The sequence below is a fragment of the Rickettsiella massiliensis 20B genome, assembly GCF_000257395.1.
Taxonomy (GTDB): Bacteria; Pseudomonadota; Gammaproteobacteria; order Diplorickettsiales; family Diplorickettsiaceae; genus Diplorickettsia; species Diplorickettsia massiliensis.
In genome coordinates this window covers 572,037-598,302 of the sequence record NZ_AJGC01000001.1, presented here as the reverse complement: position 1 = coordinate 598,302, position 26,266 = coordinate 572,037, and the positions used below count along the sequence as shown (strand labels likewise).

The window sequence follows — 26,266 nt, the reverse complement described above, 5'->3', positions numbered from 1 at the left end:
AACATGGAAGAGATTTTGCAAGTTGCTAAGAATATTGATATATGGTATGAAGCGAGCCAAATAAAACCTGAAGTTTACGTGAGAGAAAAAGCAATTCAAGCGTTTCATCTACAGCAAATGCAGCTAAATGCTTTGCATAGTGAAACAATAGCATCCGTTTTTGAGGCTTGGGAAGATCAACCGATACGTTTTTTTTTCTTTGTGATTGGTAGCCAGCTTTATTGTGGTCGTAAACTACTTTCTGACATAGTAACTTGCCATGGATCGCCTGGCTTTTTTTGTTCATTAGTAAAGATAGAAATGTTATTAGGTGAATTGATCCGCTCACAAGTATCTCAGGAGGGAGTTGAATTATTTTATAAACCGCTGTCTTTTACAAAGCGTTGCCAGGTATTTGAACAGCTGAAGAGCCATCGTGAGATTGATATTTACCATCCTTTTGTTCATTTGTCTAAAGTAGAGCGACGTGAGATTAATACGCCAGAGCAAGGTTGGTTTATTACGAAAGAGAGAGCACATTTGTTTAGTTTGGGTGAACGTTATTTACGTCAAATTAGCGCAGATTTAGTCAAATCAGGTGAGAATAAACAACCCATTGTTTACGATCCAGCTTGTTCAACTGGCGAATTTTTAAGTGTTATCAAACAAGCTGTTCCTGAAGCTATTGTTATTGGACAGGATATCAGTCCAAAAATGTGTGAATGGGCCGCACCTAAACTAGATCAAGTTATTTGTGGTAATTCAATGAAGCCAGGTATTGCAACAGCCTCCTGTGACTATATATTTTTTCGTTTTTTAAATGCGGAGGTTGTGTCAACGCAATTAGCCAAGCAATTATTTAAACAAATTATTTGCTGTTTAAAGCCGAATGGTCAGGCAATTTTATTTGGTCATACACCTGTTTTACTTGCTTTATCGTTCATAGAAAGTTTGGGGTTTCAGGTGAAATCCTGCAATCACTACGTTGAAGACGAAGTGGCTGTAGTTCAGTACTATGTTATTACACCGAAAGCACAATAAAGGGAGAGATAGCACATGTTAATGACACAATCTGGTCAACCCATACCTACGGCAGCGATTGGAGGAATGAAGTGGACATCGAACCTTTATATGGTGTTGTGAATATACAAAGGTCAATCAAAACGTTAGATAAAGCGTTACAGCAGGGTTTTTTTCATATTGATACGGCTGATTGTTATTTGGGTTCAAATGGAAATTTAGATGGTGAAACGTTTATTGGAACAGTGCTAAATAAAAAATTTTTAGATACTACAATGACGAGAGAAGAGGTTTTTATTGCCAGTAAATGTGGTATTAAACTTAATTCTACGCAGGCTTGGTATAGAGAAGTGGATATTAGTCCACAATATATTACGACAGCGTGTGAAGCTAGCCTTGCTCGGCTACAAACGCCTTATCTTGATTTATTTTACTTACATCGTATCAGCGAAGAAAACAATACGATTGAAGAGAGTATGCAAGCCATGTCGGTTTTGTTACTTAATGGGAAGATTCGCTATGTAGGTCTATCCGAGGCTAATGTAGATGTCATTTTACGTGCTGATAGTCAATTACGGCGTTTAACTTCGGGAAAGCATGGCATTAGTGCCATTCAAACAGAATATAATTTTTTACATCGAGGTCCAGAAAACGATGGTGTATTCCGCTTATGCCAAGAACAGAATATGAGTTTCTTCGCTTATAGCCCTTTATGTCGAGGTTTGGCAACAGATATGACAATGATATTTTCTGAGAATGATTGTCGAAAGGGATTAGAACGTTTTCAAGGTAAACATTTAGCACATAATCAAATGGTAATGAAAAATGTGCGTAAATTAGCGCAACACAATGGCTATTCGTTAGCGCAGTTAGCAATTGCTTGGCTTATCACGCAAACCAAAAGCTTTAATATTTTGGCTTATCCTGTTTTTGGTACAGCAGATCCGGAGCACTTAATTGAAAATATTGTAGCTTTGACGATGAAACTGGATATTAATTTGTTATCTGATATAAATCAGCTTTTACCTATAGGGGTGGGAAAAGGTCTACGCTATCCTAAATTAGATATGCAAGAATTCAAGTTAACTTATTAATTTTATTTTATAATAAAAAAGGGGATAACAGTTAATTCAATTACTGCTAAATAATAAAACTATTATCATGAATAAGTTTTTATGGAAAAAACCGCCTTCGAAATTATGTATTTCTCGTTCAGAAATACATGTTTGGAAAGAGTTTTTAAGTACTGGTTTCAAAAAAAATAAAGGCCGATTAACTATTCTTTCAGAAGAAGAGAATAAACGTTTAAGGTCATTTAAATTTGAAAAAGACCGTTTTTGTTACGCAATCACTCATTCTATGAAACGTTGGGTGATTGCTAGCTATTAACTGAAAAAAGCTTTATTGTTCCAGAATTAAAAGAAATTCACAGCGATATCATTTATCAATGCCAAATTAATCAAAAACCAGGCTACTTTTTCTTTTTAGTAGAACATGAATCAACCGCTAAAAATGAATTAATGGCTTTTCACTTATTACACTATATGGTTTCTTTATGCTCCGAGCATCTTCAGCAAGGACATAAAAAACTACCTATTATTTTACCATTATGATTTACCATGGAGAAATTTCTCCGTACCCGCATTCAACCGACTTATACGATCATTTTGCAGACCCGGAGTTTGCGCGAGAAGTGGCTTTCAAACCCTTTACGCTGATTGATCTCACTATTCTATCCGATGAAGAAATTAGCCAGCATGGCCTGGCTCCCCTGATGGAAATGCTGTTTAAACACTATCGAGCTAAGAGTTTTCTATCTATTATGAGGAAAATGTTGCAAAGCCAACTGATTCAAAATGTAGTCAAACAGCTCAATATATCCTACCTGAATGATATGCTAATCTACGTATTATCAACCACTCAGGATGAAATAGAACCCAAGGCCGCTCAATATTTAATTCAGGAGCTTATCAGCGCCTTCCTAGAAGAGCTGACGAGGAAAAGTATCATGACTTTTGCACAACAACTTAAAGAAGAATATAAACAAGAGTTTATGAACACCATTGCACGTCAACTTCAACAACAGAGCCTAGAGCAAGGTCGTAGAGAAGAAGACTTAATTATTGCCAAAAGAATGCTTGCTAGAGGGACTAATCGTGAGTTTATTAAGAATGTTACAAGCTTATCAGACCAAGATTTACTTGATCTAAAAGATTAATATCCCCATCACTTTTTATAAAATTCAAGACAGTATATAAGACGATCTATTCTAGAACAGTCAAAGGCTATTTTTTCTTTCCTTTACCCCACTTTATCAACCACCATTGTTCAGGAATATAAAAAAATCGAGATTAGAACGCGATACGTTTACCTTGCCAATCAAATAAATGACCACTCATTGCTGGCGTGGTTTTTTGGATTTGACTAAATAAGTAATCGGCAGCTTGTTTAGGTGAGAATAGTTTACCCGGTTGAACATTTTTTTGAAACGGTTCACTTAAATGGGTAGCAACGGTACCCGGATGATAACCACAAATCGCTGCGTTAGGAAAACGTCGCGACCATTCGATACTAATATTTTTTATAAACATATTGAGCACACATTTACTTGCCCGATAACTATACCACCCTCCTAAGCGATTATTTGAAAGACTAGAAACGCGAGCCGAGAGGTTAATAAAGATAAGTTCATCAGATTGACCCAGTTTTTTCGTCAAACACTGCGCTATCCAAATGACCGGCAGTGTGTTGACTCGCAAACTTTCATAAAACCACTCTGCTTGAAAATGAGCCAACGATTTTTCAGGTGCATGCTGGTTATCGTAAAGCATACCAATGGTGTTAACAATAACGGAGGGTAGTTGGTCAGTAGTATTAAAAATGTGCTGAACACTTTCAGGCCGCGTCATATCCGTATCGGGTCGGGAAAAATGCGTTACCTTAATTTTTTCGAGTCTGGCTTTCTCTGCCAAGGCTGAACCGATTCCACCGCCGCCGATTACCCAGATTTCTTTGGCAAAATCCATAGCTACTTTCCCTAAGAAGTTTTATAATCAATGATATGAAACTTAATCATATCATTTTGCCTTGTGTTATCGGTATAGCCATTTGTTTGCTCATTGCCGGTATTGAAGCGAGGATAACCGCAGCCGGCGTCAACACCTGGTATTACTCGCTAAATAAGCCTTTTTTTAATCCACCTGCTTGGATTTTCGCACCGGTTTGGTCTGTTCTTTATATCATGCTGGGTATTGTCGGTGGCTTAATTTGGTCAGTGCGCAAGAAGAATACTGCGTTGTTTACTTGTTTTTTGGTGCAACTACTTTTAAATTTTTTGTGGTCTTTTATTTTTTTTGGCGCGCAAGCGATTGGTTGGGCATTAGTCAATATTGTGTTACTTTGGAGCACGTTATGCATCACCTTATACCTGGCATGGCAACGATTTAAAATCGTTTTTTATTGGCTATTGCCTTACTTTATTTGGATAAGTTTTGCAACGATCCTTAATTTCAGTCTTTGGATATTAAATTAATGAAATACTTTCTCTATATAACATCCCAGTTCCATGCAATTGATTAGATACCCATAAATCTATTAAATGATTATTATAAATACATTCATCTATTTCAGTTATAACTTTATGCAATAGGCAGTCTTGGATTTCCTGCTCTAAAAATTCCATCAATGTTTCTTCATCAATAACCCACCACTTATCATTTTTTTCTGGCAGTAGAAGTCCTATACGCTGTCCCCAATGCAAATCCCAAACTAAAGGCCTAAGTTTGATACATGTTGGATCTAAAAGCTCAGCAATAGCTTTTGAATAAACGCCGAGATTAAGGGTGAATTTTATGCCAAACTCGTTACTACTGCTTCAACTCTTTTGAAAGCCAATAACACCCCCATTATCTTCATTTTTTTTATAAAAAATGTCTGCTCTGCGTGAATAGCCGTGTTCTCTAAGTGTGTGATAAATATTTTTAAGTAATTGCTTATATGCTTCAACTAACTTCGTATTTTTGAAGAGATTCTTTCATGAGTTTATCGTAGTCTTCTTTTAGTCCAGTCAGTTGTGGACAATGTTGTAGATATTCATGAAGTTCAGGTATCATCAGTTTGAATTTTCTTTTTCAGCATGGGCGGATAATAAGGCTGAAAGCTTTATCAATATTTGCATTCTCACACGTTCTATTCCATCACGGAATTCGCCAACTTCTATTTCCTCTTCTTTCTTCATTCTTTCTACGGAAGCAAGCCACTTATCGATTAATTGTTGATCACTAAGATGTTTATCAATTGCTGGGATTCCATAAGTTAATATTAACGCGGAAATCTCTTAAAATAGTTCTTCAACATCGGTGGTATCATCATAGTCCCACTATTTGTCACCCACTCTGTACACAAAAATCATCCTTTTGTCGAGCTGGGTGTTCTTTAGGAACTAAAGAACCCACTCTTGTGTCCCAATGGTAATTACCAAGTGAAGGATGTTCTGTTATTTTTTTTCTGTTCTATACCAAGATAACTCGGTACTTAAATCCTTTTTTATGGTTTGTGAAGGGGGGGGGAACCTATCTTGCTTAAAAAGCAACTCAGCGCGATAAAAAGCAAAGACATAACCGCTTTCACCCGCTTGTTTGTAGAATGTTAGCGCATCTTACCAGCATGCTAAGCATTCATACTTTCTACCGAGATAATAATTTGCTTCACTCGAACAACCGGTTTCATTACATAAACTATGCAGTTGATCGAAGGCTTCTATGTCCTTTTGTTGCACGGCTTCTAAATAATAGGTGCACGCCAGGGCTAAATTTTTTTAACATGCTGTCCATAATGAAAAGATTTTCCTAAACTCAGCTTATCTCTATACCCAAACAAATATAAATAACGAGTTTGCAATCTATTTTTTGGCATATTTTTTATCCTTATTCCATTTTATATGATTTAATATCTAATTTTTTTTACCAAAAAACTTCAAAAAGTATAAATTATCTCAGCTATACTGACTAGATAGTAACTCGATGATATTATTTGATATTGGTTATTAATAATAAAAGAGATCTCTTGTTAATATTTTATTTACAAGATTTTTCTTATTATTTTTAATAAAAAATATTTAGCGGCAATAAGCTAATATATTGGTTAACAATGTATTACTTCCTCTATGAGTGAGTAATAAAATCGCGTTTTATGTCCATAATTAACGAAAATTGTTTGTTCTATAAAATGACTCAGTAAGGAAATTTTTCAAATGTTGTATTCTTTTGAGGATCGAGTTCCAAAGTGCCTGGGCGATAATTATTTTATTGCCGCCAGCGCGGAAGTAATTGGCTCGGTAATTATTCATAATAACGTTATTATCCTGTCCAATGCGGTCGTGCGGGGAGACAATGATATGATTGAAATCGGTGAAAATACGAATATCCAGGATGGGGTGATTATCCATACAGACTCGGGATGTCCGATGAAAATAGGGAAAAACGTGACTATTGGACACAACGCGGTATTCCATGGACAAGGTATTGATTATTCGGTGATAGGTATCGGAGCGACTGTCCTAGCCAATGCGATTATTGGTAAAAATTGTATGATTGGTGCGCAGATAATTCACTCGTAATTGGCGTAGGAAAAGTGAAGTCAACGCTCACTCAGGATCAAGTAGAAAATTTAAAAAAATACTCTCTTCATTATCTTGAAAAAATTGCTCGATATAAGAAGGGACTTAAACCCTATCTATGTAAATAGATTTTTAAATTTGATTCAAATAACATAAACTCAATAATTAATTTGAAATAATAAAAAACTGTATAGTTAAATCGTTTCACTTCATTTATGAAAAGGTAATTTTTTTTGTAAAAATATTAAATAAAAAAATGATTATGAAATAAGATGAAAGAAGGTTACAGAATTTTTCAGTTAAACAGACATCAATCATCAATATTTTTTTAAGTAAATAATATAAAGCACCAGTTTAGAGGTCATATAAGTGGGATAAATACTTAATAAAATTTTAGTTGAAAAAAGATTAATAAAAACTAAGTGAGAGTGCGATACGGAGGCGATTTTAATTAAATTTTACTCAGTTAGAAAAATAATAGTGTGTTTGGTTAGGTGAAATGGTTAATTATCAATAAACTTCCGAGGATTTAAAGTATTTAAACCTTTAGTTTTTTCCAAGCAATTGATGGTTATAAGACTTTCTCAAGAAAAAGCAAAATGATATCTCTCTTTGCAACAGGATTTGATAAAAGAGAAGGGAAGCGTCGCTCTATTTAGTTCGTATTCTGTTTCTTAGTGATCGAATCTACATGGGCAATATTAGATGCTTGCTAGTTAAAGAAGGTTTAATCAATTTAAGCGTTGAGTTGATTGGCCGCAAGTGAATCAAACATTCAGGGAATGTTGATGTCTCTTTATTATTTTTTATAATATACATAAAGATAAAAAATCAATAGAGATAAGATAAGCTTTATAAGAGTAGCTCAATCACTAACGTTATTGTTAATTAGATTTATTTTTTATCTGGTTACAGTCATTCGAATATATTGTTAGTAAATGCGCGTTGTCAATATTGAGTCTTTGTTACTCGCTCTGCGGCTATTTTGCCAAAATATATCCTTATCGGTAAATTTATATGTTTAAAACCTAAAAAAGATAATGTTTTTAACAGGAAAAGAAACATTCACTTTGTAACCCAGTATTAAAAGTCAAAGTTTAAACAGAATACTTTGATTTTTCTTATAATATTGGGTTTTGCATGGCTTATCTCGACATAGCCCTAGTGACAATATCGTTAAAAAAGAATAGACTACCGGATCGTTAGAAAAATATGATTGATATTTATGGAAAACCTGGTTGTTGTTATCCTAGGCCTGAGTGAATCAAAACTTATCGATGAAATTTTTACCTTAGTTGCGCAGTGTGGGTGCAAAGTAATGGATGCGCGTCTTAATACTACGTCGACACATGTGTCGACGTTGTTGATAGGCGGCGCGTGGAACACCGTAGCGCTTAAAAAATATACAGGGCAGGTTCTGTTATCACGGACGCAGTTTCATAATCCCCAACCTGAGAGTTTCCCTTACTCGTCTTATATTGTTGCGCCAAACTCATCGGATGCAGTGGTAAAATTAATCCAATTTTTATCTGAGTATGAATTAACACTTTACAATATGAATGTTGAATCCTACAAAGCACCGATCACGGAAGCACCGATGTTAGGAATTTCTTTGTCTTTCGGTTTTCCAGCCCATGAATTGGTTGCGGATTTCCGAGAACAATTTATTGTTTTTTGTGATGAAAATAATTTCGATGTGGCGATGGAGCCGCAAAAAAATTAATTAACGATTTATTGATAAAAATTAGATTCTATCATTATGGTTATTGTAAATAAGCTTGCGCCAGACTTTAGTTTACCCGCCACGGATGGTGAGGTGATTCGACTTGCTGATTTACGTGGAAAAAATGTTGTGCTGTATTTTTACCCGAAAGATTGTACTCAATTTGTTGCATTAAATACCGTTGTGTTGGGTGTTTCACGAGATACACTGCGCTTGCATCAAAAATTTAAAACAGAACAACAGTTTCCATTTGAACTTCTTTGCCGATACAGAACAAAAAGCCTGTCATGACTATGATGTTTTGAAGGAAAAAATTCGCTATGGTAAAAAAACATGTGGTATAGAACGGAGTACCTTTTTAATCGATAAAGAAGGAATCCTTCGCGATGAGTGGCGAAACGTCCGTGTCCCCGGGCATGCGCAAACAGTGTTACAAGCCGTTAAAGCGTTGGCTAACTCAGGCTAAGTGTTCTCATGAACGGTCGTTTTTTTTTGATGGGTCACCGCATTCAGTATTGCTTTACTCACACTCGCTAACGGAATTGCAAAAAATACACCCCAAAAGCCAAGTAGCCCCCCCAAAAATCAGCACCGCTAGAATAATGGTCACCGGATGTAAATCAACCGCTTCCGAGAAAAGTAAAGGGACGAGTACATTCGCATCTAACGTGATAATGATCGCATAGACCGTTAACAGATAAGCAAAGTGTGCACTCCATCCCCACTGGGTAAATGCGATAATGATAATTGGAAGGGTGACCATCACGGCGCCGATGTAAGGAATAACAACCGAAATACCGACTAAAACGCTGAGTAACATCGCATAGTCAAGCTTAAGTAAGGTCAAACGCTGCGAGGCTCACTAACCAAACAATCAGCATTTCAACCGCTTTCCCTCGGACATAGTTCCCCGTTTAAACCTGTGAAATCAGACGTCGTTTTTTTGGTAAATATTGGCTAATCCAGGAAGTAATCTTTTTTTCATCAAGTAAGAAAAAATAAACGAGCAGCGGAACTAAGACAAAATAAATCGCAAAGGCAATGACATTCGGGATATATAATAGCGAAGTAGACAGTATTTTTTGTCCAAAATGCGTCAGGCCACTTTTAAATTGCAAAATCCAATCTTGAATTTCATTTGCTGAGACATAATCTGGGTAGCGCGCCGGCAAGTAAGAAAGAATTTCTTGGCCCTTAGCGGCCATATTCGGTAGCTCTGAGACAAGATTACTGAATTGGCGAAACAATAAAGGGAGTAAACCAATAATTCCAATGATCAATAGCGCAAAAAAGCTGATATAAACGCCGAGTACAGATAGCATTTGTGGTAATCCAAGCTTTTCTAAGGAGTGGATAGGCCATTGTAATAAATAGGCCAGGACAATACTCACTAATACGGGCGCTAAAATACCACCGAGCGTTGCAAACAGAACGAGAATGAAGGCAAGAAATAACCATAACATGGCAAGTTCTGGATCAAGAATATAGCGATCTAACCAATTTTTCAGAAGTTGTTGCATCGGATTTCAGTTCAGTAGAACAAGGAAGCTAGTTTGCAGTCTATTGAACGGTTTACAGAAAGTCAAAACGTGTCGGTAAAATGAATTAGGTTAGACGCGCTAAACAGAAAAAGTGTCACTAAACAGTAAATAGGGTACGTTATGTCGGCGGGACCGCATAACATACCCTAAAGCTAAAGGAAGGAGTTATTCCCACTCAATGGTTGCAGGCGGTTTGCCTGATATATCGTAAACCACTCGTGAAATACCCGGAACTTCATTAATAATACGATTGGAAATCGTTTCTAAAAGTGTGTAAGGAAGATGTGCCCAGCGCGCGGTCATAAAGTCAGTCGTTTCAATCGCGCGAATCGCAATAATTGGCGCGTACTGACGCGCATCACCAATGACGCCGACTGAATTCACGGGGAGAAAAACACAAAACGCTTGGTTCACCTTGCGGTAATAACCTTGTTGGTGGAGTACTTCTTGGAGGATTGCATCGGCTTTACGAAGGAGTTCAATATTCTGACGATTGACCGCACCTAAAATACGAATTGCTAAACCTGGACCGGGAAAAGGATGCTTATAAACGACGTCAGGGTGTAAGCCAAGTTCTAAACCTAATTGGCAGACTTCATCTTTAAATAACTCACGTAGTGGCTCAAGGAGTCTGAGTTTCAGGGTATCAGGCAGTCCTCCCACGTTATGATGCGATTAATCGCATGTGCTTTTTGTGCCCCGATTCCCGCCGATTCAATGACATCAGAATAAATCGTGCCTTGTGCCAGCCATTTAATATCGGGATGTTGACTGGCTTCGGCTTCAAAAATTTCGACAAATAAATTACCAATCGCTTTTCGTTTTTCTTCTGGATCGGTGACGCCAGCTAAGACCTGTAAAAAGCGTTCAGAGGCATCAATTTTGACCACATCAATCCCTATTTTATCTGCTAGCTCTTGAATCACTGCATCCTTGTCACTGGTCCGTAATAAGCCTGTATTGACAAACATACACAACAATTGTTTACCAATTGCACGATGTAATAGTGTCGCTAAGACAGTGGAATCGACACCGCCTGATAAGGCCAAGAGGACTTTTTCCGAGCCGACTTTTTCTTTAATTTCTGTTATTTCATGCTCTAATATTTTATGGGCGGTCCAGTTGGGACGACAATGACAGATCTCGCTAATAAAGCGAGCTAAAATAGTTTGTCCATGATGGGTATGGGTGACTTCAGGATGAAATTGTAAACCATAGAATTGACGTTGTTCATCTGCCATGCCGGCAATCGGTGTATTCGGGGTATTAAGGAGTACCGAAAATCCACAGGGAACTTGTTCAACGTGATCGCCGTGACTCATCCATACATCGAGATGCGAGGCGTCTTCCTGATCTAAAATACCTGACAATAAAGGCGTGGGTTCAATAATACGTGCTTGTGCATAACCAAATTCGCGATTTGAGCACGAAGCGACTTTACCGCCTAATTGTTCCGCCATTGTTTGCATGCCATAACAGATACCTAAAACGGGGCAACCTAAACTAAACACAATCGCTGGAGCACGCGGTGTGGTCTTGCAGGTTACTGTTTCGGGCCCACCCGATAAAATAATGCCTTTCGGTGCAAACGCCTGGATTTCGGCTTCGGGAATATCATAAGGGTGTACTTCACAGTAAACGTGTTGTTCTCGAATACGTCGAGCAATCAGTGGAGTATATTGTGAACCAAAATCAAGGATAAGAATACGTTCTGCAAAACTATTCATGGTCATTTTGTTCTCCATTTTTTGTTAAAGTTAAAGTACTGGATTCCCACGCAACGTGAGTGAATCGGTGCTGTTTTTTCTGTTTATATCAGTTGAGAGGGTATGTCTAAAAACCTATCCAAAGAAAACCAACTCACATTCAGACTTCAGCTTTCTCTAAAGTAGTTGGGTGCTTCCTTCGTAATACTGACGCTGTGGACATGGCTTTCACGCATGCCAGCGGCGGTAAGCTTAATGAACTGTGCGTGTTCATGGAGCTCTTTGAGAGAGCGGCTTCCCGTATACCCCATTCCGGCGCGAACGCCACCCAATAAGTGGTGCAGTACGCTCGACAAAGGTCCTTTGTACGGGATTCGTCCTTCAATTCCTTCAGGGACTAATTTGCTGGCTTGGGTATTCATTTGAAAATAACGATCGGCCGATCCTTGTTGCATTGCGCCCAAAGAACCCATTCCACGATAGGCTTTATAAGGTTGACCTTGATACAGCTCAATTTGCCCAGGTGCTTCTTCTGTGCCCGCGAGCAGTCCACCCACCATCACTGCATGTGCGCCTGCTGCTAAGGCTTTACATAAATCACCCGAATAGCGAATCCCGCCATCGGCAATAATTGAGACAGGCTTGTCTTTTAACGCATGCGCAACATTCATAATCGCGGTTATTTGCGGCGCGCCGACGCCCGTTACAATCCGGGTCGTGCAGATGGATCCTGGACCGACGCCCACTTTTACCACATCCACCCCGGCTTTGGCTAGCGCGGCCGCCGCCGCGGCTGTCGCAATGTTCCCTGCGATCAGGGGGAATTGTTTTTTGATCCATTGCACACGATCTAAAACGGCTTTTGAATGACCATGAGCGGTGTCAACACAAAGTATATCGGCACCGGCCGCAATTAATGCCAGAACGCGTGCTTCGGTGTCTGGGCCAACACCAATCGCGGCACCGACACGAAGTTGACCGTGCACATCTTTGCTGGCGAAGGGTTTTTCTTGCGATTTTTTGAGATCTTTAGCGGTCACAAGACCTCGACAATGGAATTGTTCATCGACCAGTAAAATCTTTTCAAGCCGATGTCGATGTAATAACTCCATAATTTCTTCGAGGCTTGCGTGTTCATTGGCGGTGATCAACCGTTCTTTGGGGGTCATAATCGCCTGAATCGGTTGATCGAGATCGTCTTCAAAACGACAATCTCGGTGGGTCACAATCCCCACTAACTTTTGATCTTCCGTCACAGGGACCCCGGAGATAAAATGAGTTGCCATTAACGCATTCAATTCACGTAATGTAGTTTGGGGTGTAATCGTAATTGGGTTGCGCACCACACCACTTTCAAAGTTTTTAACTTTTTTACTTCGCGAACTTGTGTTATGAAGGACACCGAGTCCTCCTTCTTGAGCTAAAGCAATGGCTAAGCGTGCTTCGGTGACCGTATCCATGGCTGCTGAGATGAGAGGTGTTTCCAGGCAAAGAGAGGGAGTCAATTGTGTGGCCAGTGAAACCTCTTGGGGAAGCACTGAAGAATAACCAGGGAGTAACAAAATATCGTCAAACGTTAAACCTTCTTCAATCGATCTCATAAACAAAGCCTAGAAAAATTTTGTAAAAGGTACCTTATAGCGGGCCCTAAAGTCTAGTCAAATTGCGTCCAAATATAAGGAACGACTTCTTTATATAAGGAACGACTTCTTTACTCGTCAGTGACTTACTGAAATAAATTATTATCTATTTTTAGTTAAGCACTTGAGTTAAAATGTATTTTCTATATTTAATAAATATCTGTTTGCAAGGAGATTTATCTGTATGACCACATCGCTGAAAAATCGGTTGGAAACGCCAGGGGCTCGGCTTAAATACCTTCGTGCGATTCTTCATTTGACTCGGGCTTATATTGAAAAGCAGTATAAACTGCCTGAAATCACGTTAAAATCATGGGAAAACGGTACGATTAGGCTTTCTAAAAATGGAGTGAAACGATGTGTGAATGTTTATCGAAGTGAGGGGTTGATTGTCGATGAAGGCTGGATAGCTGAGGGCAAAGGTTTAGACCCAACGATTCGGCTTTCGGTTGGGCACTATTTTTCGACACCCAGCGATGCCACGTTACCGATTGAAGAAGACGATGAAGTTGCAATGATGCGTGATGCGAATGTTTTCCGTTCACATTACCCCAATGCGGTGGTATTGATTGTCTCTAACGATGAAATGAGCCCTTATTATGTTCCAGGCGATTACGTCGGAGGCAGAATGCGCTCAGTCAATGAGTTGGACTCCGTGGTCGATAGAGATTGTATTATTTACTTAAAGGATGGCACTCAATATTTTAGACGTGTTTTCCGAGATAACTTTGGGCGCTATAATCTCGCTTGTTTAAATCCAGCTGGGACGACTTCAGAGCCTGTTTTATTTAATGCCGAGATCGAATCCGTTGCACCGGTATGTTGGATTCGTAAGAAGGATGAATAAACAAGATTAGGCGGATAAAAACCGTTCGGTGTCTCGTTCTATAATTTTTGTAAGGTCGTGCTTGAGACGGTAAAGTTTTGTGTGATGTTTTTTTAGAAAAGCGTAGTAATCAAATCTCGAAAATCCCGTTGCAAGCATGACCATATACTCAATATTTTTTGTTTGATGACGTAAAATGATCCCACCTTTTATTCCATGACGATGGCGTTGACGCATCACTTCTTTGCCAAAGGAGTCGATATGATCGACTTCCGAAAAAGGAATAATTTTTCGAGATGAGTTGAAAAGTACTTTAATCAATGGGTCTTTTCCAGCAATTTGTTTTTCTTCGATATGTTGTTGCCACTCTGGCCGTGAAATAAGTGAAGTGAATTCTTCTTTGCTAGGACTTCCTAACCCCACCGCAAAATAATCGATCGGAAACAATTTAATCGCATTAACGTAGTCAAAAAAAGTGATACGAGTTGACGCCGTTTTAATAGGAACATAACGATAATTACGCATAAACAAACATACCTATTCGCGATGAGTTAATTGTTTTTTTCAGTTACTGCTGAAAATAAGTAGTATTTATTGTGACAACATGGTATAAGATTGACATCTCATTATATACTATACTGATAGGTAATTCTATCGATAGATGATTCTATCTTTTAAGTATAGGAAACCTAATGTTTTCTAGTAGTTTACTATCCAAGCCCTTTTTGATCATTGCCCATCGGGGTGGGGCCGGTTTATGGCCAGAAAATACCCTTTATGCGTTGCAACAAGCGGCCGAGCTTGGAGCTGATCTGAGTGAGATTGTGAGTCGTGATGGGGTATTAGTCGTGATTCATGACGAGACTCTCGAGCGTACAACCAATGGTCAAGGGCGCGTTCAAGATTTTACGTTTGCAGCGCTGAAAAAGTTTGATGCGGGGTATCATTGGACGCAAGACGGGGGGCATACATTCCCATTTCGGGGTCAAGGACTCACCATCCCGTCTTTGGTTGAAGTGTTTGATGCGTTACCCGAAAAGCCTTTTAATATCGAGATTAAACAAAGTACTCCGCCGCTCTTAGCCGCGTTACGAGATGTCATCCATAAATACGCGAAAACACAGCGTATCCTGGTTTCTGCCTTTAACCCGCGAGTAATGAAAGTATTTCGTCGTCTATGCCCCCGTGTGGCGACCGCCGCTCATGATGATGAAATTCGCCAATTGGCTAAAATGAGTCGATTTTGCTTAGAAAATTTTCTGAATTTGAAAGCCGATCGCTTAGAAGTCCCTTATTCTATTGTAAAAACCCGTCTCATTCATGCGGCCCATAAACTGGGGAAACGGATTGATGTTTGGACAGTCAATGAAACAAAAGTGATGCAAAGTCTAATAGATTGGGGGGTAGATGGTATCTTAACCGATTTCCCCGATCGCCTACTTAAATTACGTCACGCGGACCCTCCTGTACAATCTTAAACGGTTGAGCGACGTATTCGATTTTCTGTACGCTAAAGCGAAGCTTTTTTCTAAACCCCATTCACATAAAACACGCTAGGTGTCCGTCGCTGAAATCTGTATAATGCAGGAAAGATTTTTAGGGATTCTTCCTGCTAAAATAACTGAGTATAAAGAGTATGACTATTCAAAGAACGCTTTCTATTATTAAGCCCGATGCGGTCCGTAAAAATAAAATTGGTGCCATTACGTCACGCTTCGAAGAAGCAGGCTTACAAGTGATCGCCGCTAAATTCAAACAGCTAACCAAAGAAGAAGCCGGTGCTTTTTATCAAATTCATCAAGGTAAACCGTTTTTTTGATGCCTTAGTCGATTTTATGTCTTCAGGGCCAGTTATGATTCAAGTGTTAGAGGGGGTTGACGCGATTGCTCGTAATCGTAATATCATGGGTGCTACCGATCCTCGACAGGCTGATCCGGGTACGATTCGTGCGGATTATGCTGAAAATATTGATCAGAATGCAGTCCATGGTTCAGATAGCCCTGAAACCGCCAAACAAGAAATTAATTTTTTCTTCACTGAAGAAGATTGTTTTAGTCGAGTCATTTAAGCGATGAATGCGCCTCGTCAAAATTTATTAGGACTGGATCGATCGTCACTGATTATATTTTTAGAAACACTCGGTGAAAAGCCGTATCGTGCGCAACAAATTCTTTCAGTGGATTCATCAACGTGGTGTGAGTAGTATTTCGGAGATGACCAATCTCAGTTTGGCGTTGCGTGAACAACTCCAGCAAGTTGCCTGCATCACGTTTCCAGAAATTGTTTTTGATCAACAATCCGCGGATGGAACTCGAAAGTGGTTATTGCGTTTGGAAGACGGGAATTGTGTTGAAACCGTGTTTATTCCAGAGCGTAATCGAGGAACGTTATGTGTTTCCTCACAAGTGGGTTGTGCGTTGAACTGTAGTTTTTGTTCGACAGGAAAGCAGGGTTTTAGCCGCAATCTACGTATCGATGAAATTATTGCGCAAGTTTGGATTGCCGTACACTTTGTTTCTAAACACATTGAATTTTTTTCTTCGCGGGTAACGAATGTGGTGATGATGGGGATGGGCGAGCCATTACTTAATTTTGAAGCTGTGGTTCCGGCGATGAATCTGATGATGGATGACTTTGCGTATGGTTTTTCTAAGCGTCGCGTGACCTTAAGTACGTCGGGCATCGTCCCAATGCTGAAAAAACTCTCGCAAGTGAGTGATGTCGCTTTAGCCATTTCATTGCATGCACCGAACGATGAATTACGGAATGAATTGGTTCCGATTAATAAAAAATACCCTTTGCGCGAATTACTCGAGGCGTGTCGTCATTATTTTAGCCAAGACAGCCGACGGCGGATTACGATGGAATATGTGTTGTTAGATGGAATCAATGATCAGTTACACCATGCCCAGCAACTGATTCAAATTTTGCAAGGAATCTCTGTAAAAGTGAATCTCATTCCTTTTAATCCTTTTCCACGAACCACCTACCGGCGTTCACCGCAACATCAAATTGAACGTTTTCGTGATTATTTGCTTAAAGCGGGGTTAAATACGATTGTTCGAAAAACACGTGGTCAAGACATTGATGCGGCGTGTGGGCAGCTAGTGGGGCGTGTCAAACAAGAACTGGCTGAACAAAGTGATGTCAATACTGGTTAAGGATACTTTTTTCTGTTTAGCTACAAAATAAAAGGAGCGAAAATAAATCACGATGCAAACTAACAAAATTTTTGGTTTAGCGGCGCGTGTTTTAAGGTTTTTTAGTCAAAACAGGCGCTATCATCTATCCTCAGTTTGGCTGCGGCCGACATTAGTTTCTTTATTGCTTGTTCAGTTAAGTGCTTGCAGTTGGATCTCAACAACAAAAAAATCTGATGCTTTGCCTGATCCAGCTGAAACCAATGTTCAGCTTGGGTTAGCGTATTTACAGGCAGGCGATGTCCAACGTGCTAAAGAAAAACTGTTGCTTGCACAGCAGCAAGCACCCAACTCACTGGAAAGTCGTGGGGCAATGGCCGGTAATATTGCGCAAGCGGAAGCTTACTATCGCGCAGCGGTTCATCAAAATCCAAAATCAGGTATTGCGCAAAATAACTATGGAACGTTTCTTTGTCGCCGTGGCCGTTACATGGAAGCTGAATCAACATTTTTTATTGGCTTTAGACGATCCGACTTACTTAAATGCAGCGCAGGTGTATGAAAATGCCGGCTTATGCGCGATGCAAATACCTAACACCCAAAAAGCAGCGGATTATTTTACGAAAGCAGTCACAGAAGACGCAAATCGGGCATTATCGTGGTTGGAGTTAGGACGCATCCGTTACGAACAAAAAAATTACACGGAAGCACAACGCTATTTACAACAATATTTTCAGTTGACACGTGAACCTTCTGCTAATGCTTTATGGCTTGCGGCGATGTTGGCGCGTGCCCTCGGCGATGAAATGGCGGCTGGTCGCTATACGTTGATGCTGCAAACCCGGTTCCCCAATTCAAGCGCTTACAAATCACTGATTCGGATGCCGAAACCAAAACGAATAACCCAAATAAACAACTGTATTATTAAAGATGAAAGTGAATAAAATCCAAGCGATTCGTGGGATGAATGATCAATTGCCAGAACAAACCGCGGTTTGGCAACGTATTGAAGCGATACTTCGCGAATTAGCGCGTCGTTATGGTTATCAAGAGATTCGCTTGCCGATTCTTGAAAAAACCGAACTCTTCAAACGCTGTATTGGTGATGTAACGGATATTGTTGAAAAAGAAATGTCACGGTTTGTTTTATAATCAAACTCAACGCTGGTGGTATGTCGGTCCGATGTTTCGTCGAGAACGTCCGCAAAAAGGACGTTATCGTCAATTTCATCAATTTGGTTTAGAAGCGTTTGGGCTGGCCCATCCGGCGAGTGATGCCGAACTCATTCTGATGAGTGCTCGTCTTTGGCAAGAGCTGGGTTTGCAAGATGCACTCCAACTCGAAATAAATTCTTTGGGCTCGGCAGAAACACGAGCTGTGTATAAACAGGCGCTGATTACCTATTTTCAAGCACATTTTAGGCAACTCGATGCGGATTCACAGCGACGATTACACACCAATCCCTTGCGAATTTTAGATAGTAAGAATCCGGCATTACATGAGCTTATTCAGCAGGCCCCGCGTTTGACGGATTACTTAGATGAAACCGCGCAACAGCATTTTAACACTGTGCAAGAATATCTTAAAAAAAGCGGGCGTTTCGTTTACCCTTAAATAACGATACCGTCTTTGAATGGGTGATTCGGACCACGCACAGCGCACAAAACACGGTTTGTGCCGGTGGGCGTTATGATAAGTTAGTCGAACAACTCGGTGGGCAATCGACGCCCGCTGTTGGGTTAGCGCTTGAGCGTTTAATCGATTTATTATCTTTCCCGACCCAAAATGGACCCGATTTGTATTTTATTGTGTTAGGTGAACAAGCCCGAGCCAAGGCGCTCCTTTTAGCCGAGCAAATTCGTCACGCGTATCCGCGCAGAAGTTTACTATTAGATTTGAGTGGTGCGTCAATCAAGTCACAATTTAAACAAGCGGATAAACGTCAGGCACGCTATGCTTTAATTTTAGGGGAGAGTGAAATAGAGTCACAGACGATCGCGTTAAAAAATTTACAGGAAAAGAAAGAACAATCGGTGATTGCACAATCTGCGTTATTAAAAACGATTGCTGAGGTTTTTCACGATGCATGAATTAAACGACTTCGAACAAGTTGAACGCATTAAAGCCCGATTTCGGCAGTACGGGTTACCTGTGCTGATAGGTTTAGGGGTCGTCTTATTTATCAGTGCTATCGTTTACTTTTTTTATCAGAAGCAAGCGGCAAAACTCATCGAAAACGCAACCTATTATCAAAAAATAACGATCGCATTACAATCACCGACTGTCACCATGTCGGAAGTAAATGCTTTGGCAGAACCCCTTTTCCAGCGGCCAGGGAAGGGACCTTATGCGCAGCTTGCGGCGTTACAACTGGCTAAACAGGCGGTTGATACAGGACAATTGACGAAGATCATTTGTTTTGGGCAACGGAACATCCACAATTAGCCGCGATAGCGCGTATTCGATTGGCGCGAGTACTCTGTGCGTTACACGCACCACAAGAAGCGTTGTTAGCACTCAATAATAATAAAAATAAGGCTTACCAAGCGTTAGTGGATGAAACAAAGGGGGATGTGTTTACCCAATTAGGAAAACCAGAACAAGCGCGCGCGCGCTATTTAAGTGCTCAAAGACAATTCATGGCGCAAGCGATTCGTTCACCAACACTCATAAAAATGAACGCATTGAATTGAATTCAATAATGCTAATGAGATTATAGTCATGCCAAAATTCGTCTACTTCTTCTGTGGCTTCCAGCGTATTTTTAACGGCTTGTTCAGGCTTAGGGGATGATAACACCCCCCCTCCGGCGAAGCTCAGTGATGTGCCGTTGACTCGCCAGGTGAATCAGCTCTGGTCGACGTCAACCGGGTCTTCGATGGATCATCAAGAGAGTTTACGTTTGCATCCAGTTATTGCCGGACAACGTATTTTTGTGAGTAATAAAGCCGGTTATGTGACGGCGGTTCACCGAGAAAACGGACGTAAAATTTGGCAAGTGCACCTAAAAAAAATATTAAGTAGCCCGCCGGCGGTCAGTGAGGGTTTATTAGTGCTTCCCAGTCTGGCACCACAACTTGTGGCGTTAAATGCCGCAAATGGTAAGGAGGTATGGCAAACGCCGTTGGCCAATCAAGTGTTTGCCCCACCGACTATCTATCAAGGACGGGTTTTTGTGAAGACCGTAGACGGTCAAGTGCAAGCATTTTTATTAAAAACAGGACAACTTTTGTGGACCTATCATCACGGTGCGCCGCTCTTGGTCCTGCGGCCAAGCAGTGCGCCAGTTGTTGGTTGGTTTTTCGGATGGGGTTTTAGTTGCATTAAATGCCCAAACGGGTAAGTTGCTTTGGCAGCGCCATTTAACGTTTCCACAAGGTTTGACAGCAAGCGAACAACTGATTGATATTGCGGCCAACCCAGTCATTGATGCTCGAACCGCTTATATCACAACCTACCGCGGACATTTAGCCGCCGTGTCCTTAACGAATGGTCGTATTCAATGGCAACGCCCTTTTTCGAGTGATTCTGGCCTCGCAGTCAGTAAAAGTCGTTTATATGCCACCGATAGTCGTGGTGTTATTTGGGCATTCAATTGCTTGACGGGCGCTGTTCTGTGGCAACAATCCCTGTTACATGATCGTGGCTTAACGGCACCGGTTCCATGTGGTGACAGTGTGATCGTCGGTGATCGCGAAGGTTACTTACATTGGTTTGCACAACAGGATGGTCGTCCTTTAGCGCGTGTGTTAGTACAAAAGCGGGGTGCTATTTTTTCGTCGCCTGAAGTGGCTTATCCGCTCACCTATGTGGTGACACAACAAGGAAAACTATCTGCTTGGCTATTACATGCTACGGTGAAACCGTTATGAGTTCTGCGCAGCCCAGTATTGTATTGGTTGGCCGACCGAATGTCGGTAAGTCCAGTTTATTTAATCGTTTGACGCAAACACGGCAAGCTTTAGTGGCGGATTGGCCGGGATTAACCCGCGATCGACTGTATGGTCATGGGATATTCGGTCATCGATCATTCCTCATTATTGATACCGGAGGACTGACCGATGGCAAGCAAGAAGGTATTGATGCCTTGATGGCCCAGCAAACGCAACAAGCGATAAGCGAAGCAGACTATATTTTATTTATGGTCGATGCCCAAGCTGGAGTAACATCGTTAGATCAAACCTTGGCTCAGAATTTACGTAAACTCAATAAACCGATGAGTTTAGTGGTGAATAAAAGTGAAGGGTTGGCACCCGAAACGCTTATCAGTGAGTTTTCTTCGCTTGGCTTTTCCAATATCGCATTCATTTCTGTGGTCCATGGAGAAGGAACCGCAGGACTCATGCAACAGGTATGGCATCATTTTCCAGAGACGTCTTCGGAAGCGGTTCTTGAGCCCACAACCGATCCCCAGGCGTCAGCTCGTATTCGTGTGGCGTTAATTGGTAAGCCGAATGTCGGTAAATCAACGTTAATTAATCGAATGTTAGGTAAAGAGCGGCCGCACATGATTTCACCTATCGTGGTAAAGACTATACGTTGATAGATACCGCAGGGATAACCCAGGAAATGATTGAAAAATTTTCAGTCATTAAAAGTTTACAGGCGATTGAACAATCTAATGTAGTACTTTTTCTGTTGGATGCGCAAGAGGGAGTGAGTGAACAAGATCTGCATTTGTTAGGTTTTATTATTGAGTCGGGTAAAGCACTGGTTATCGCTGTCAATAAATGGGATGGTCTTGAGGAAGCACAACGCAGTCAAGTAAAGAAGGGATTGGATCGTCGATTACAATTTATTGACTACGCTAAACCGATTTTTATTTCGGCGCGTCATGGAACCGGCGTCGGTAATTTATTTGCATTGATACAACAAGCCTATCGCTCAGCGACGCGCCCCATGTCTACGCCTCGCTTAACCCGCTTACTTGAACAAGCCGTGCGTGCGCATCAACCGCCACTGAGTCGTGGACGTACGGTTAAATTACGTTACGCCCATCCTGGGGGTTATAATCCACCGCTTATTTTGATTCATGGGCAGCATACGCACTATTTAGCGAAATCTTATCGACGTTATTTAGAAAATTTTTATCGTGACGCCTTACGAATTGTGGGTAGTCCTGTTCGGATTGAGTTTAGAGAAAAATAAAATAGATAGATTATTCATTTTCCAAAAAAGAGATTTGAATGTGAGTGAAGCTTTATTTTAAGCCATTTTATTTACTCTCTGAGCGATCCTATTCGGGATCGAGTTGTGCGGCTCAACTAAGTAGTGTTTGATGTGTTGAAGCCTATTTATATCTATAACTCAATTTCATTACTTTTGATTTCGAGTGTTTTATAAGATTTTACAGTGAGCAAGCTTGTGTACCTGGGCTACAGTTTGATTGTGAACCTGGAGAAGATACGATGCAGGCCGCAATCGCGGTTCAATTTGAAAGGTTGCCACCTGCATGTGATAAAAAATTAATAGATAAGGTCTTAACAATTATTGTTCAAGATGAAGAAACGTTCAAAAAAATTTTCCACTTCTCATTCAATGGTTAAATAAAAATAAATTAATCGACAAAGCGCAAAAACTAGTGGATCGGCTTTGTCTACGATCTCAAGGTTTAGGAGTGAGTTTCACTCTGTTTTTGTTATTTTTTCTTGCTGTAATGTTTCTTTGTCCTATACATTTACCGATTTTATTAGGAGTAGTCAGTTTGTCACAGGTTACTTTTTTAGGGTGTATTGTCACTGCGGCACTTTGGGTTAACGCATTCGTGAAGCTCAAGCTACAACGCAAAGAAGTAGATAGGTTGGGTGCGAGTTAGTGGTGGATTCTCTTATAAATATAGTTTCACCTACACGATCTTTACGTGTACATTTTATTTCGGGAATGGATATAGAAAAATCAGGTTCTCGTTTTGAACAAACAAAAAAGACCTTAATTTGACAAGAGATAAAATCAGTAGTAAATCAAGTCAATTAACGCTTTTTCTAACGTAATCGACATGTTCTATCAATTCTTATTTTTCCTCGGATAGCTTAGTTAAAAATAGAGTCCGTACCTATTTGATCTAGCTTAACCGCTTAATTTAGTCAATTGATGTTGACTGAGTAATAAGCGTCATATGTTCTTAGTCTATTCTAATAATTTAAGTCACCGTAATCTCTTAAGTTGTCGAGAATAAAAAGTATATTTTTTGATATGAGAGCAGACCTATATTTAATTTAAATATAAAAGCACGCTGCAAAATTAAATAAAAAATATTTAGTCTTTTTTGAAAAATTTTTTGTAATCCTATTTATTTATTCAAAAATAAAATTGAAGTTTTTAGAGTGTAGTAATTCATCATAAAATCACCTAATTATTAGAACTGTAAGTGTTTTTTATTTTTGAATAAACGTAAAAAATGTATCTTAAGTAAGATGAATTAATAAAATAGTTATTAACTAATCAAGGAGTATTGAATGAGAGTTGTTTGTAGAAAATTTATTCACTATGCAACAGGAGAAGAAATGGATTCTTCTTTTTGGTTGACAATTGGAAAAGAATATACTGTTTTTTCAGTTATTCTTGGGCCACGTTATGGACTGAGTATTTGTATACAAGGCGATGATCAAGCGGGAATAACTTATCCTGGAATAGAAGGATTTGAATTTGTTGAACAAAAAATACCTTCTACGTGGATAGCAACTATTCGTGAATTAGCAAATCGGAAAGTAATGATGTTATTACCACGGAGTTGGGATTATCCTGATTTTGAAGAAGCCTTAGCTGAGGGAGAGTCTAAAGCGAGTATCCTTTTTTATAAAGAAGTCGAATTGATTTATCAAGAGTTAGGTTACGATAAAATGGAAAGAATGGTGCTGGCCGAACGAGAACTCAGTCACAAATAACCAATAATTAACATTATACATCTATAATAGTTAGGACATGCAATGAAAGTAAAATGTAACCGTATTGTACGTTGTGCTGAAAAAAATTTAGGTCCTTTAGGTTCTAGTTTTAAACTAGGTCAAGAATATTTTATTCTAACCTTAGCTTTGAATTTAGAAAAAGGAACTCAACTGTATTTAACTGAAGCGAACCATGAGAAAGGTTTTTTTACTCATGCAGAAGGTTTTGAGTTTATTTGTCAGAAAATTCCATCGCATTGGGTAACCGAATATAGAATTATTTATGGTTATCCAGTTTTAGTGTTTCTTCCTGAGTCTTGGAATTATGATGGTTTTTTCGAATCTGTCGCGGTAAATGAACCGATTGCATTAGATTATTTTCAAAGAGAATTAGTCAATCGTTATCAAAAAATAAATTTTTAATTAATTTTATAAAATGACTACGAATCAAGTAATGAAAGGCTATTTTTTTAGAAAAGTGATTTAGTAATAAATTTTTGATTAGATATCAGATTTTCTGATTATATGAATTGAGTTGAATCTATCATAAATTCATTCGCTAATCGATATCAATGTGCCGTTGATGAGCGAGTCATTTTTATATAAGTAAAACATAAGTATCGAAAGTGATTTCATTCCTCTCTTGTGCTTTGTGAAAGAAATTAGTCTTATCTATCAGTGATTGAGACCTGTGTATCTTCGTGTAAATCAATATTTGTTGAAGAGAAAAGTAAAAAAAGGGGGGCTAAGCTTTGGGGGACTTTTGATACAAGATATGACTTTGAGGGCTAGCTGAATAGGTATGAACCTGTTACAATTGCGGCCTTTCCAGTGTAGGCGCCCGTAGCTCAGTTGGATAGAGTACCAGGCTACGAACTTGGTGGTCGGGAGTTCGAATCTCTCCGGGCGCGCCAGAATCCCCTTATTTTTCAATACTTTAGCTGGTCTAGTTACAACCTGAAATATCACTTAAACGTACCGTGTACCAAATTTGTACACACGACACGCTCAGCGGCTTCTTGAAGTTGCTGGCTATTTAAATGTGCGTAGCGTTGTACCGTATTATAAGAAGACCAACCGCCTAGTCGTTGCAGCTCATATAATGACGTTCCATTTTGTACATGCCACGATGCCCACGTATGGCGCAAATCATGCCAACGGAAATCTTCTATCCTTGCTCGTTTCAAAGCATTACGCCACGCTCTTGTACTACATTGCTTAATCGGCTTTCCTTGATAGGTAAAAACAAATTCAATGTGTTTACCCATCTGTTTTCGAATGATAGCAACTGCCTCTGTACTGAGTGGTACTGGTATTGCTCTATTCGTTTTAGATTGAGATGCACTCACAAAAGCATGTCGCCTAACTAAGTCAACATTTCTCCATTTCAATCCTGTTACATTGGCTTTACGTAATCCCGTCAATAACGAAAAAGCAGCCATATCCGATAAATGGGGCGGTAACTCTTTAAGTAAGCGCTCCGCTTCTTCTTTGCTTAACCAGCGATCACGTTCAATTTCATCAAATAGCGAGATCAAGGGAAGCTTATCTAGCCATCCTTTGCGAACAGCATTATTGAGTATGGCTCTGATCACTTCTAGTAAACGGTTGATAGTAGCATTCGACACTGTTTTTTCCTTTTTCTGGCCTCAACGATTTCATCGATAAGGTCAATATCTATTTCTACTAATTTTTTATTTCTCAAATAAGGCTCAACCCACATCAGATGAAACCCAACCTCCTCTAGGCTACGTTTACTTTTACGTTTACACACATCCAGCCATTTAACGACAGCTTCTTGCCACAGTTTTTCTGGCTTTTCGTTTAACTTGCCGAGTCGCCATAAATCGGCTTTTAGTCGATCATGCAGTTCTTGCGCGGCTGCTTTGTTAGTTGTTTCAGTCGATTTTTGTACTCTCTTTCCATTGTGAGATAGTCTAATCCACCAGATCTTGTTTCGTTTACAGAGTGCCATATTTTTTCTCTCCTCGTGTTAGAGACACCCTGCGATACTTTGCAGGGATTATCGTAAAGCGAACGAACATAATTAACAAGATCCTCCTCTAGGAAGCACCAACAACGCCCAGGTTTGGCAGCAGGTATCTTTCTAGTAGCCGCTAACCTTCTTAGGCCCTCAGGGTTCATCTTCAAAAACTTCGCAGCCTCTTCAAGATTAAAAGTTTTCATT

The 26,266-nt window shown here is 39.8% G+C and carries 27 protein-coding genes, 1 tRNA gene and 8 pseudogenes; 26 read left to right on the top strand and 10 right to left on the bottom strand.

Annotated features, from left to right (window positions below; genetic code table 11):
- Positions 1–3: 3 nt before the first annotated feature.
- From S3O_RS0103530 to S3O_RS13540, 4 genes and pseudogenes are all read left to right on the top strand, one after another.
- Complete coding sequence (locus tag S3O_RS0103530; protein ID WP_010597679.1) at positions 4–1,020, top strand: class I SAM-dependent methyltransferase; 1,017 nt, start codon at positions 4–6, stop codon at positions 1,018–1,020.
- Between the two features lie 71 nt (positions 1,021–1,091).
- Positions 1,092–2,093, top strand: coding sequence for an aldo/keto reductase (locus S3O_RS0103525; RefSeq protein WP_010597678.1), 1,002 nt, complete (start codon positions 1,092–1,094; stop codon positions 2,091–2,093).
- Between the two features lie 67 nt (positions 2,094–2,160).
- Positions 2,161–2,388: a hypothetical protein gene (locus S3O_RS0103520; RefSeq protein ID WP_010597677.1), complete on the top strand. Its 228-nt coding sequence runs from the start codon at positions 2,161–2,163 to the stop codon at positions 2,386–2,388.
- Positions 2,389–2,402: 14 nt separating this feature from the next.
- Positions 2,403–3,217: pseudogene (locus S3O_RS13540) on the top strand (Rpn family recombination-promoting nuclease/putative transposase).
- A gap of 133 nt (positions 3,218–3,350) precedes the next feature.
- Here S3O_RS13540 and S3O_RS0103510 read toward each other — a convergent pair.
- A complete protein-coding gene (locus tag S3O_RS0103510; protein WP_010597675.1) occupies positions 3,351–4,025 on the bottom strand; it encodes an SDR family NAD(P)-dependent oxidoreductase in 675 nt (224 codons plus the stop codon).
- A 35-nt stretch (positions 4,026–4,060) separates the two neighbouring features.
- On the opposite strand from S3O_RS0103510, the gene S3O_RS0103505 reads away from it, so the two are divergent.
- Entirely contained in the window at positions 4,061–4,531 is a 471-nt protein-coding gene (locus S3O_RS0103505; protein ID WP_010597674.1) for a TspO/MBR family protein, read from the top strand.
- Here the strand turns inward: S3O_RS0103505 and S3O_RS0103500 are convergent.
- Positions 4,523–4,759 (bottom strand): hypothetical protein, encoded by a 237-nt coding sequence (locus S3O_RS0103500; protein ID WP_010597673.1) that lies wholly within the window; start codon positions 4,757–4,759, stop codon positions 4,523–4,525. The genes S3O_RS0103505 and S3O_RS0103500 overlap by 9 nt on opposite strands.
- Positions 4,760–5,110: 351 nt before the next feature.
- Positions 5,111–5,236 carry a hypothetical protein gene (locus S3O_RS19480; protein WP_268869411.1) on the bottom strand — a complete coding sequence of 42 codons (126 nt, stop codon included), beginning with the start codon at positions 5,234–5,236 and terminating at the stop codon, positions 5,111–5,113.
- A gap of 1,014 nt (positions 5,237–6,250) precedes the next feature.
- Between S3O_RS19480 and S3O_RS13535 the strand changes: the two genes are divergently transcribed.
- The 4 genes from S3O_RS13535 to S3O_RS20040 all read left to right on the top strand — a co-directional run bounded on the left by S3O_RS13535 (position 6,251) and on the right by S3O_RS20040 (position 8,805).
- Positions 6,251–6,616 (top strand): gamma carbonic anhydrase family protein, encoded by a 366-nt coding sequence (locus S3O_RS13535; RefSeq protein ID WP_010597672.1) that lies wholly within the window; start codon positions 6,251–6,253, stop codon positions 6,614–6,616.
- Between the two features lie 1,225 nt (positions 6,617–7,841).
- Positions 7,842–8,339 carry a glycine cleavage system protein R gene (locus S3O_RS0103475; protein ID WP_010597671.1) on the top strand — a complete coding sequence of 166 codons (498 nt, stop codon included), beginning with the start codon at positions 7,842–7,844 and terminating at the stop codon, positions 8,337–8,339.
- Between the two features lie 36 nt (positions 8,340–8,375).
- A complete protein-coding gene (locus S3O_RS20045; protein WP_010597670.1) occupies positions 8,376–8,630 on the top strand; it encodes a peroxiredoxin in 255 nt (84 codons plus the stop codon).
- The gene (locus S3O_RS20040) at positions 8,590–8,805 is read left to right on the top strand and encodes a redoxin domain-containing protein (RefSeq protein ID WP_328264116.1); all 216 of its coding nucleotides are present in this window, start codon (positions 8,590–8,592) and stop codon (positions 8,803–8,805) included. The genes S3O_RS20045 and S3O_RS20040 overlap by 41 nt, the downstream gene beginning before the upstream one ends.
- Positions 8,806–8,859: 54 nt before the next feature.
- Here the strand turns inward: S3O_RS20040 and S3O_RS19475 are convergent, their stop codons facing one another.
- The 4 genes and pseudogenes from S3O_RS19475 to guaB all read right to left on the bottom strand — a co-directional run bounded on the left by S3O_RS19475 (position 8,860) and on the right by guaB (position 13,187).
- Complete coding sequence (locus S3O_RS19475) at positions 8,860–9,186, bottom strand: AI-2E family transporter (protein ID WP_202797998.1); 327 nt, start codon at positions 9,184–9,186, stop codon at positions 8,860–8,862.
- A 67-nt stretch (positions 9,187–9,253) separates the two neighbouring features.
- On the bottom strand, positions 9,254–9,859 hold the full coding sequence (locus tag S3O_RS19470; protein ID WP_202797997.1) for an AI-2E family transporter: 606 nt from the start codon (positions 9,857–9,859) through the stop codon (positions 9,254–9,256).
- 186 nt (positions 9,860–10,045) lie between these two features.
- A pseudogene (gene guaA, locus S3O_RS13520) lies at positions 10,046–11,607 on the bottom strand (glutamine-hydrolyzing GMP synthase).
- 146 nt (positions 11,608–11,753) lie between these two features.
- Positions 11,754–13,187, bottom strand: a complete 1,434-nt coding sequence (gene guaB / locus S3O_RS0103455; protein WP_010597666.1) for an IMP dehydrogenase — start codon at positions 13,185–13,187, stop codon at positions 11,754–11,756.
- Positions 13,188–13,410: 223 nt separating this feature from the next.
- On the opposite strand from guaB, the gene S3O_RS0103450 reads away from it, so the two are divergent.
- Complete coding sequence (locus tag S3O_RS0103450) at positions 13,411–14,073, top strand: hypothetical protein (protein WP_010597665.1); 663 nt, start codon at positions 13,411–13,413, stop codon at positions 14,071–14,073.
- 6 nt (positions 14,074–14,079) lie between these two features.
- Here S3O_RS0103450 and S3O_RS0103445 read toward each other — a convergent pair whose 3' ends face one another.
- Entirely contained in the window at positions 14,080–14,577 is a 498-nt protein-coding gene (locus tag S3O_RS0103445) for an autoinducer binding domain-containing protein (RefSeq protein WP_010597664.1), read from the bottom strand.
- Positions 14,578–14,744: 167 nt separating this feature from the next.
- Here S3O_RS0103445 and S3O_RS0103440 point away from each other — a divergent pair, with 167 nt between their 5' ends.
- The 16 genes and pseudogenes from S3O_RS0103440 (at position 14,745) to S3O_RS0103380 (ending at position 24,992) form a co-directional block, all read left to right on the top strand.
- On the top strand, positions 14,745–15,530 hold the full coding sequence (locus S3O_RS0103440) for a glycerophosphodiester phosphodiesterase (protein ID WP_010597663.1): 786 nt from the start codon (positions 14,745–14,747) through the stop codon (positions 15,528–15,530).
- 158 nt (positions 15,531–15,688) lie between these two features.
- Positions 15,689–16,121 (top strand): annotated as a pseudogene (gene ndk / locus S3O_RS13515) (nucleoside-diphosphate kinase).
- A 3-nt stretch (positions 16,122–16,124) separates the two neighbouring features.
- Positions 16,125–17,214: pseudogene (gene rlmN / locus S3O_RS13510) on the top strand (23S rRNA (adenine(2503)-C(2))-methyltransferase RlmN).
- Between the two features lie 52 nt (positions 17,215–17,266).
- Positions 17,267–17,755 carry a tetratricopeptide repeat protein gene (locus S3O_RS15225; protein ID WP_010597658.1) on the top strand — a complete coding sequence of 163 codons (489 nt, stop codon included), beginning with the start codon at positions 17,267–17,269 and terminating at the stop codon, positions 17,753–17,755.
- On the top strand, positions 17,709–18,137 hold the full coding sequence (locus tag S3O_RS15220; RefSeq protein WP_192805869.1) for a tetratricopeptide repeat protein: 429 nt from the start codon (positions 17,709–17,711) through the stop codon (positions 18,135–18,137). Before S3O_RS15225 ends, S3O_RS15220 begins: the two co-directional genes overlap by 47 nt.
- A pseudogene (gene hisS, locus S3O_RS13500) lies at positions 18,124–19,284 on the top strand (histidine--tRNA ligase). Before S3O_RS15220 ends, hisS begins: the two are co-directional and overlap by 14 nt.
- A complete protein-coding gene (locus S3O_RS19465; RefSeq protein WP_010597653.1) occupies positions 19,277–19,639 on the top strand; it encodes a tetratricopeptide repeat protein in 363 nt (120 codons plus the stop codon). Before hisS ends, S3O_RS19465 begins: the two are co-directional and overlap by 8 nt.
- A complete protein-coding gene (locus S3O_RS19460) occupies positions 19,609–19,887 on the top strand; it encodes a tetratricopeptide repeat protein (RefSeq protein ID WP_010597652.1) in 279 nt (92 codons plus the stop codon). The genes S3O_RS19465 and S3O_RS19460 overlap by 31 nt, the downstream gene beginning before the upstream one ends.
- Positions 19,888–20,072: 185 nt before the next feature.
- Positions 20,073–20,760: pseudogene (locus S3O_RS15210) on the top strand (outer membrane protein assembly factor BamB family protein); the annotation flags it as partial.
- A 111-nt stretch (positions 20,761–20,871) separates the two neighbouring features.
- Positions 20,872–21,066 carry a hypothetical protein gene (locus tag S3O_RS20325; RefSeq protein WP_408005659.1) on the top strand — a complete coding sequence of 65 codons (195 nt, stop codon included), beginning with the start codon at positions 20,872–20,874 and terminating at the stop codon, positions 21,064–21,066.
- Positions 21,063–22,058 (top strand): annotated as a pseudogene (locus tag S3O_RS17970) (GTPase); the annotation flags it as partial. The gene S3O_RS20325 and the pseudogene S3O_RS17970, both read left to right, overlap by 4 nt.
- 35 nt (positions 22,059–22,093) lie before the next feature.
- Positions 22,094–22,342 carry a hypothetical protein gene (locus tag S3O_RS18640; protein WP_235776190.1) on the top strand — a complete coding sequence of 83 codons (249 nt, stop codon included), beginning with the start codon at positions 22,094–22,096 and terminating at the stop codon, positions 22,340–22,342.
- Between the two features lie 260 nt (positions 22,343–22,602).
- The gene (locus S3O_RS17725) at positions 22,603–22,740 is read left to right on the top strand and encodes a hypothetical protein (RefSeq protein WP_192805867.1); all 138 of its coding nucleotides are present in this window, start codon (positions 22,603–22,605) and stop codon (positions 22,738–22,740) included.
- Between the two features lie 909 nt (positions 22,741–23,649).
- Entirely contained in the window at positions 23,650–24,078 is a 429-nt protein-coding gene (locus S3O_RS0103390; protein WP_156792720.1) for a hypothetical protein, read from the top strand.
- 42 nt (positions 24,079–24,120) lie between these two features.
- Complete coding sequence (locus S3O_RS0103385) at positions 24,121–24,501, top strand: hypothetical protein (protein ID WP_010597647.1); 381 nt, start codon at positions 24,121–24,123, stop codon at positions 24,499–24,501.
- 414 nt (positions 24,502–24,915) lie between these two features.
- Positions 24,916–24,992, top strand: a tRNA-Arg gene (locus S3O_RS0103380).
- A gap of 51 nt (positions 24,993–25,043) precedes the next feature.
- Here S3O_RS0103380 and S3O_RS13480 read toward each other — a convergent pair.
- Both S3O_RS13480 and S3O_RS16300 read right to left on the bottom strand, forming a co-directional pair.
- Positions 25,044–26,020, bottom strand: a pseudogene (locus S3O_RS13480) (tyrosine-type recombinase/integrase).
- The gene (locus S3O_RS16300) at positions 25,933–26,265 is read right to left on the bottom strand and encodes a helix-turn-helix domain-containing protein (RefSeq protein ID WP_010597645.1); all 333 of its coding nucleotides are present in this window, start codon (positions 26,263–26,265) and stop codon (positions 25,933–25,935) included. The pseudogene S3O_RS13480 and the gene S3O_RS16300 overlap by 88 nt, the downstream one beginning before the upstream one ends.
- Between the last annotated feature and the right edge of the window lies 1 nt (position 26,266).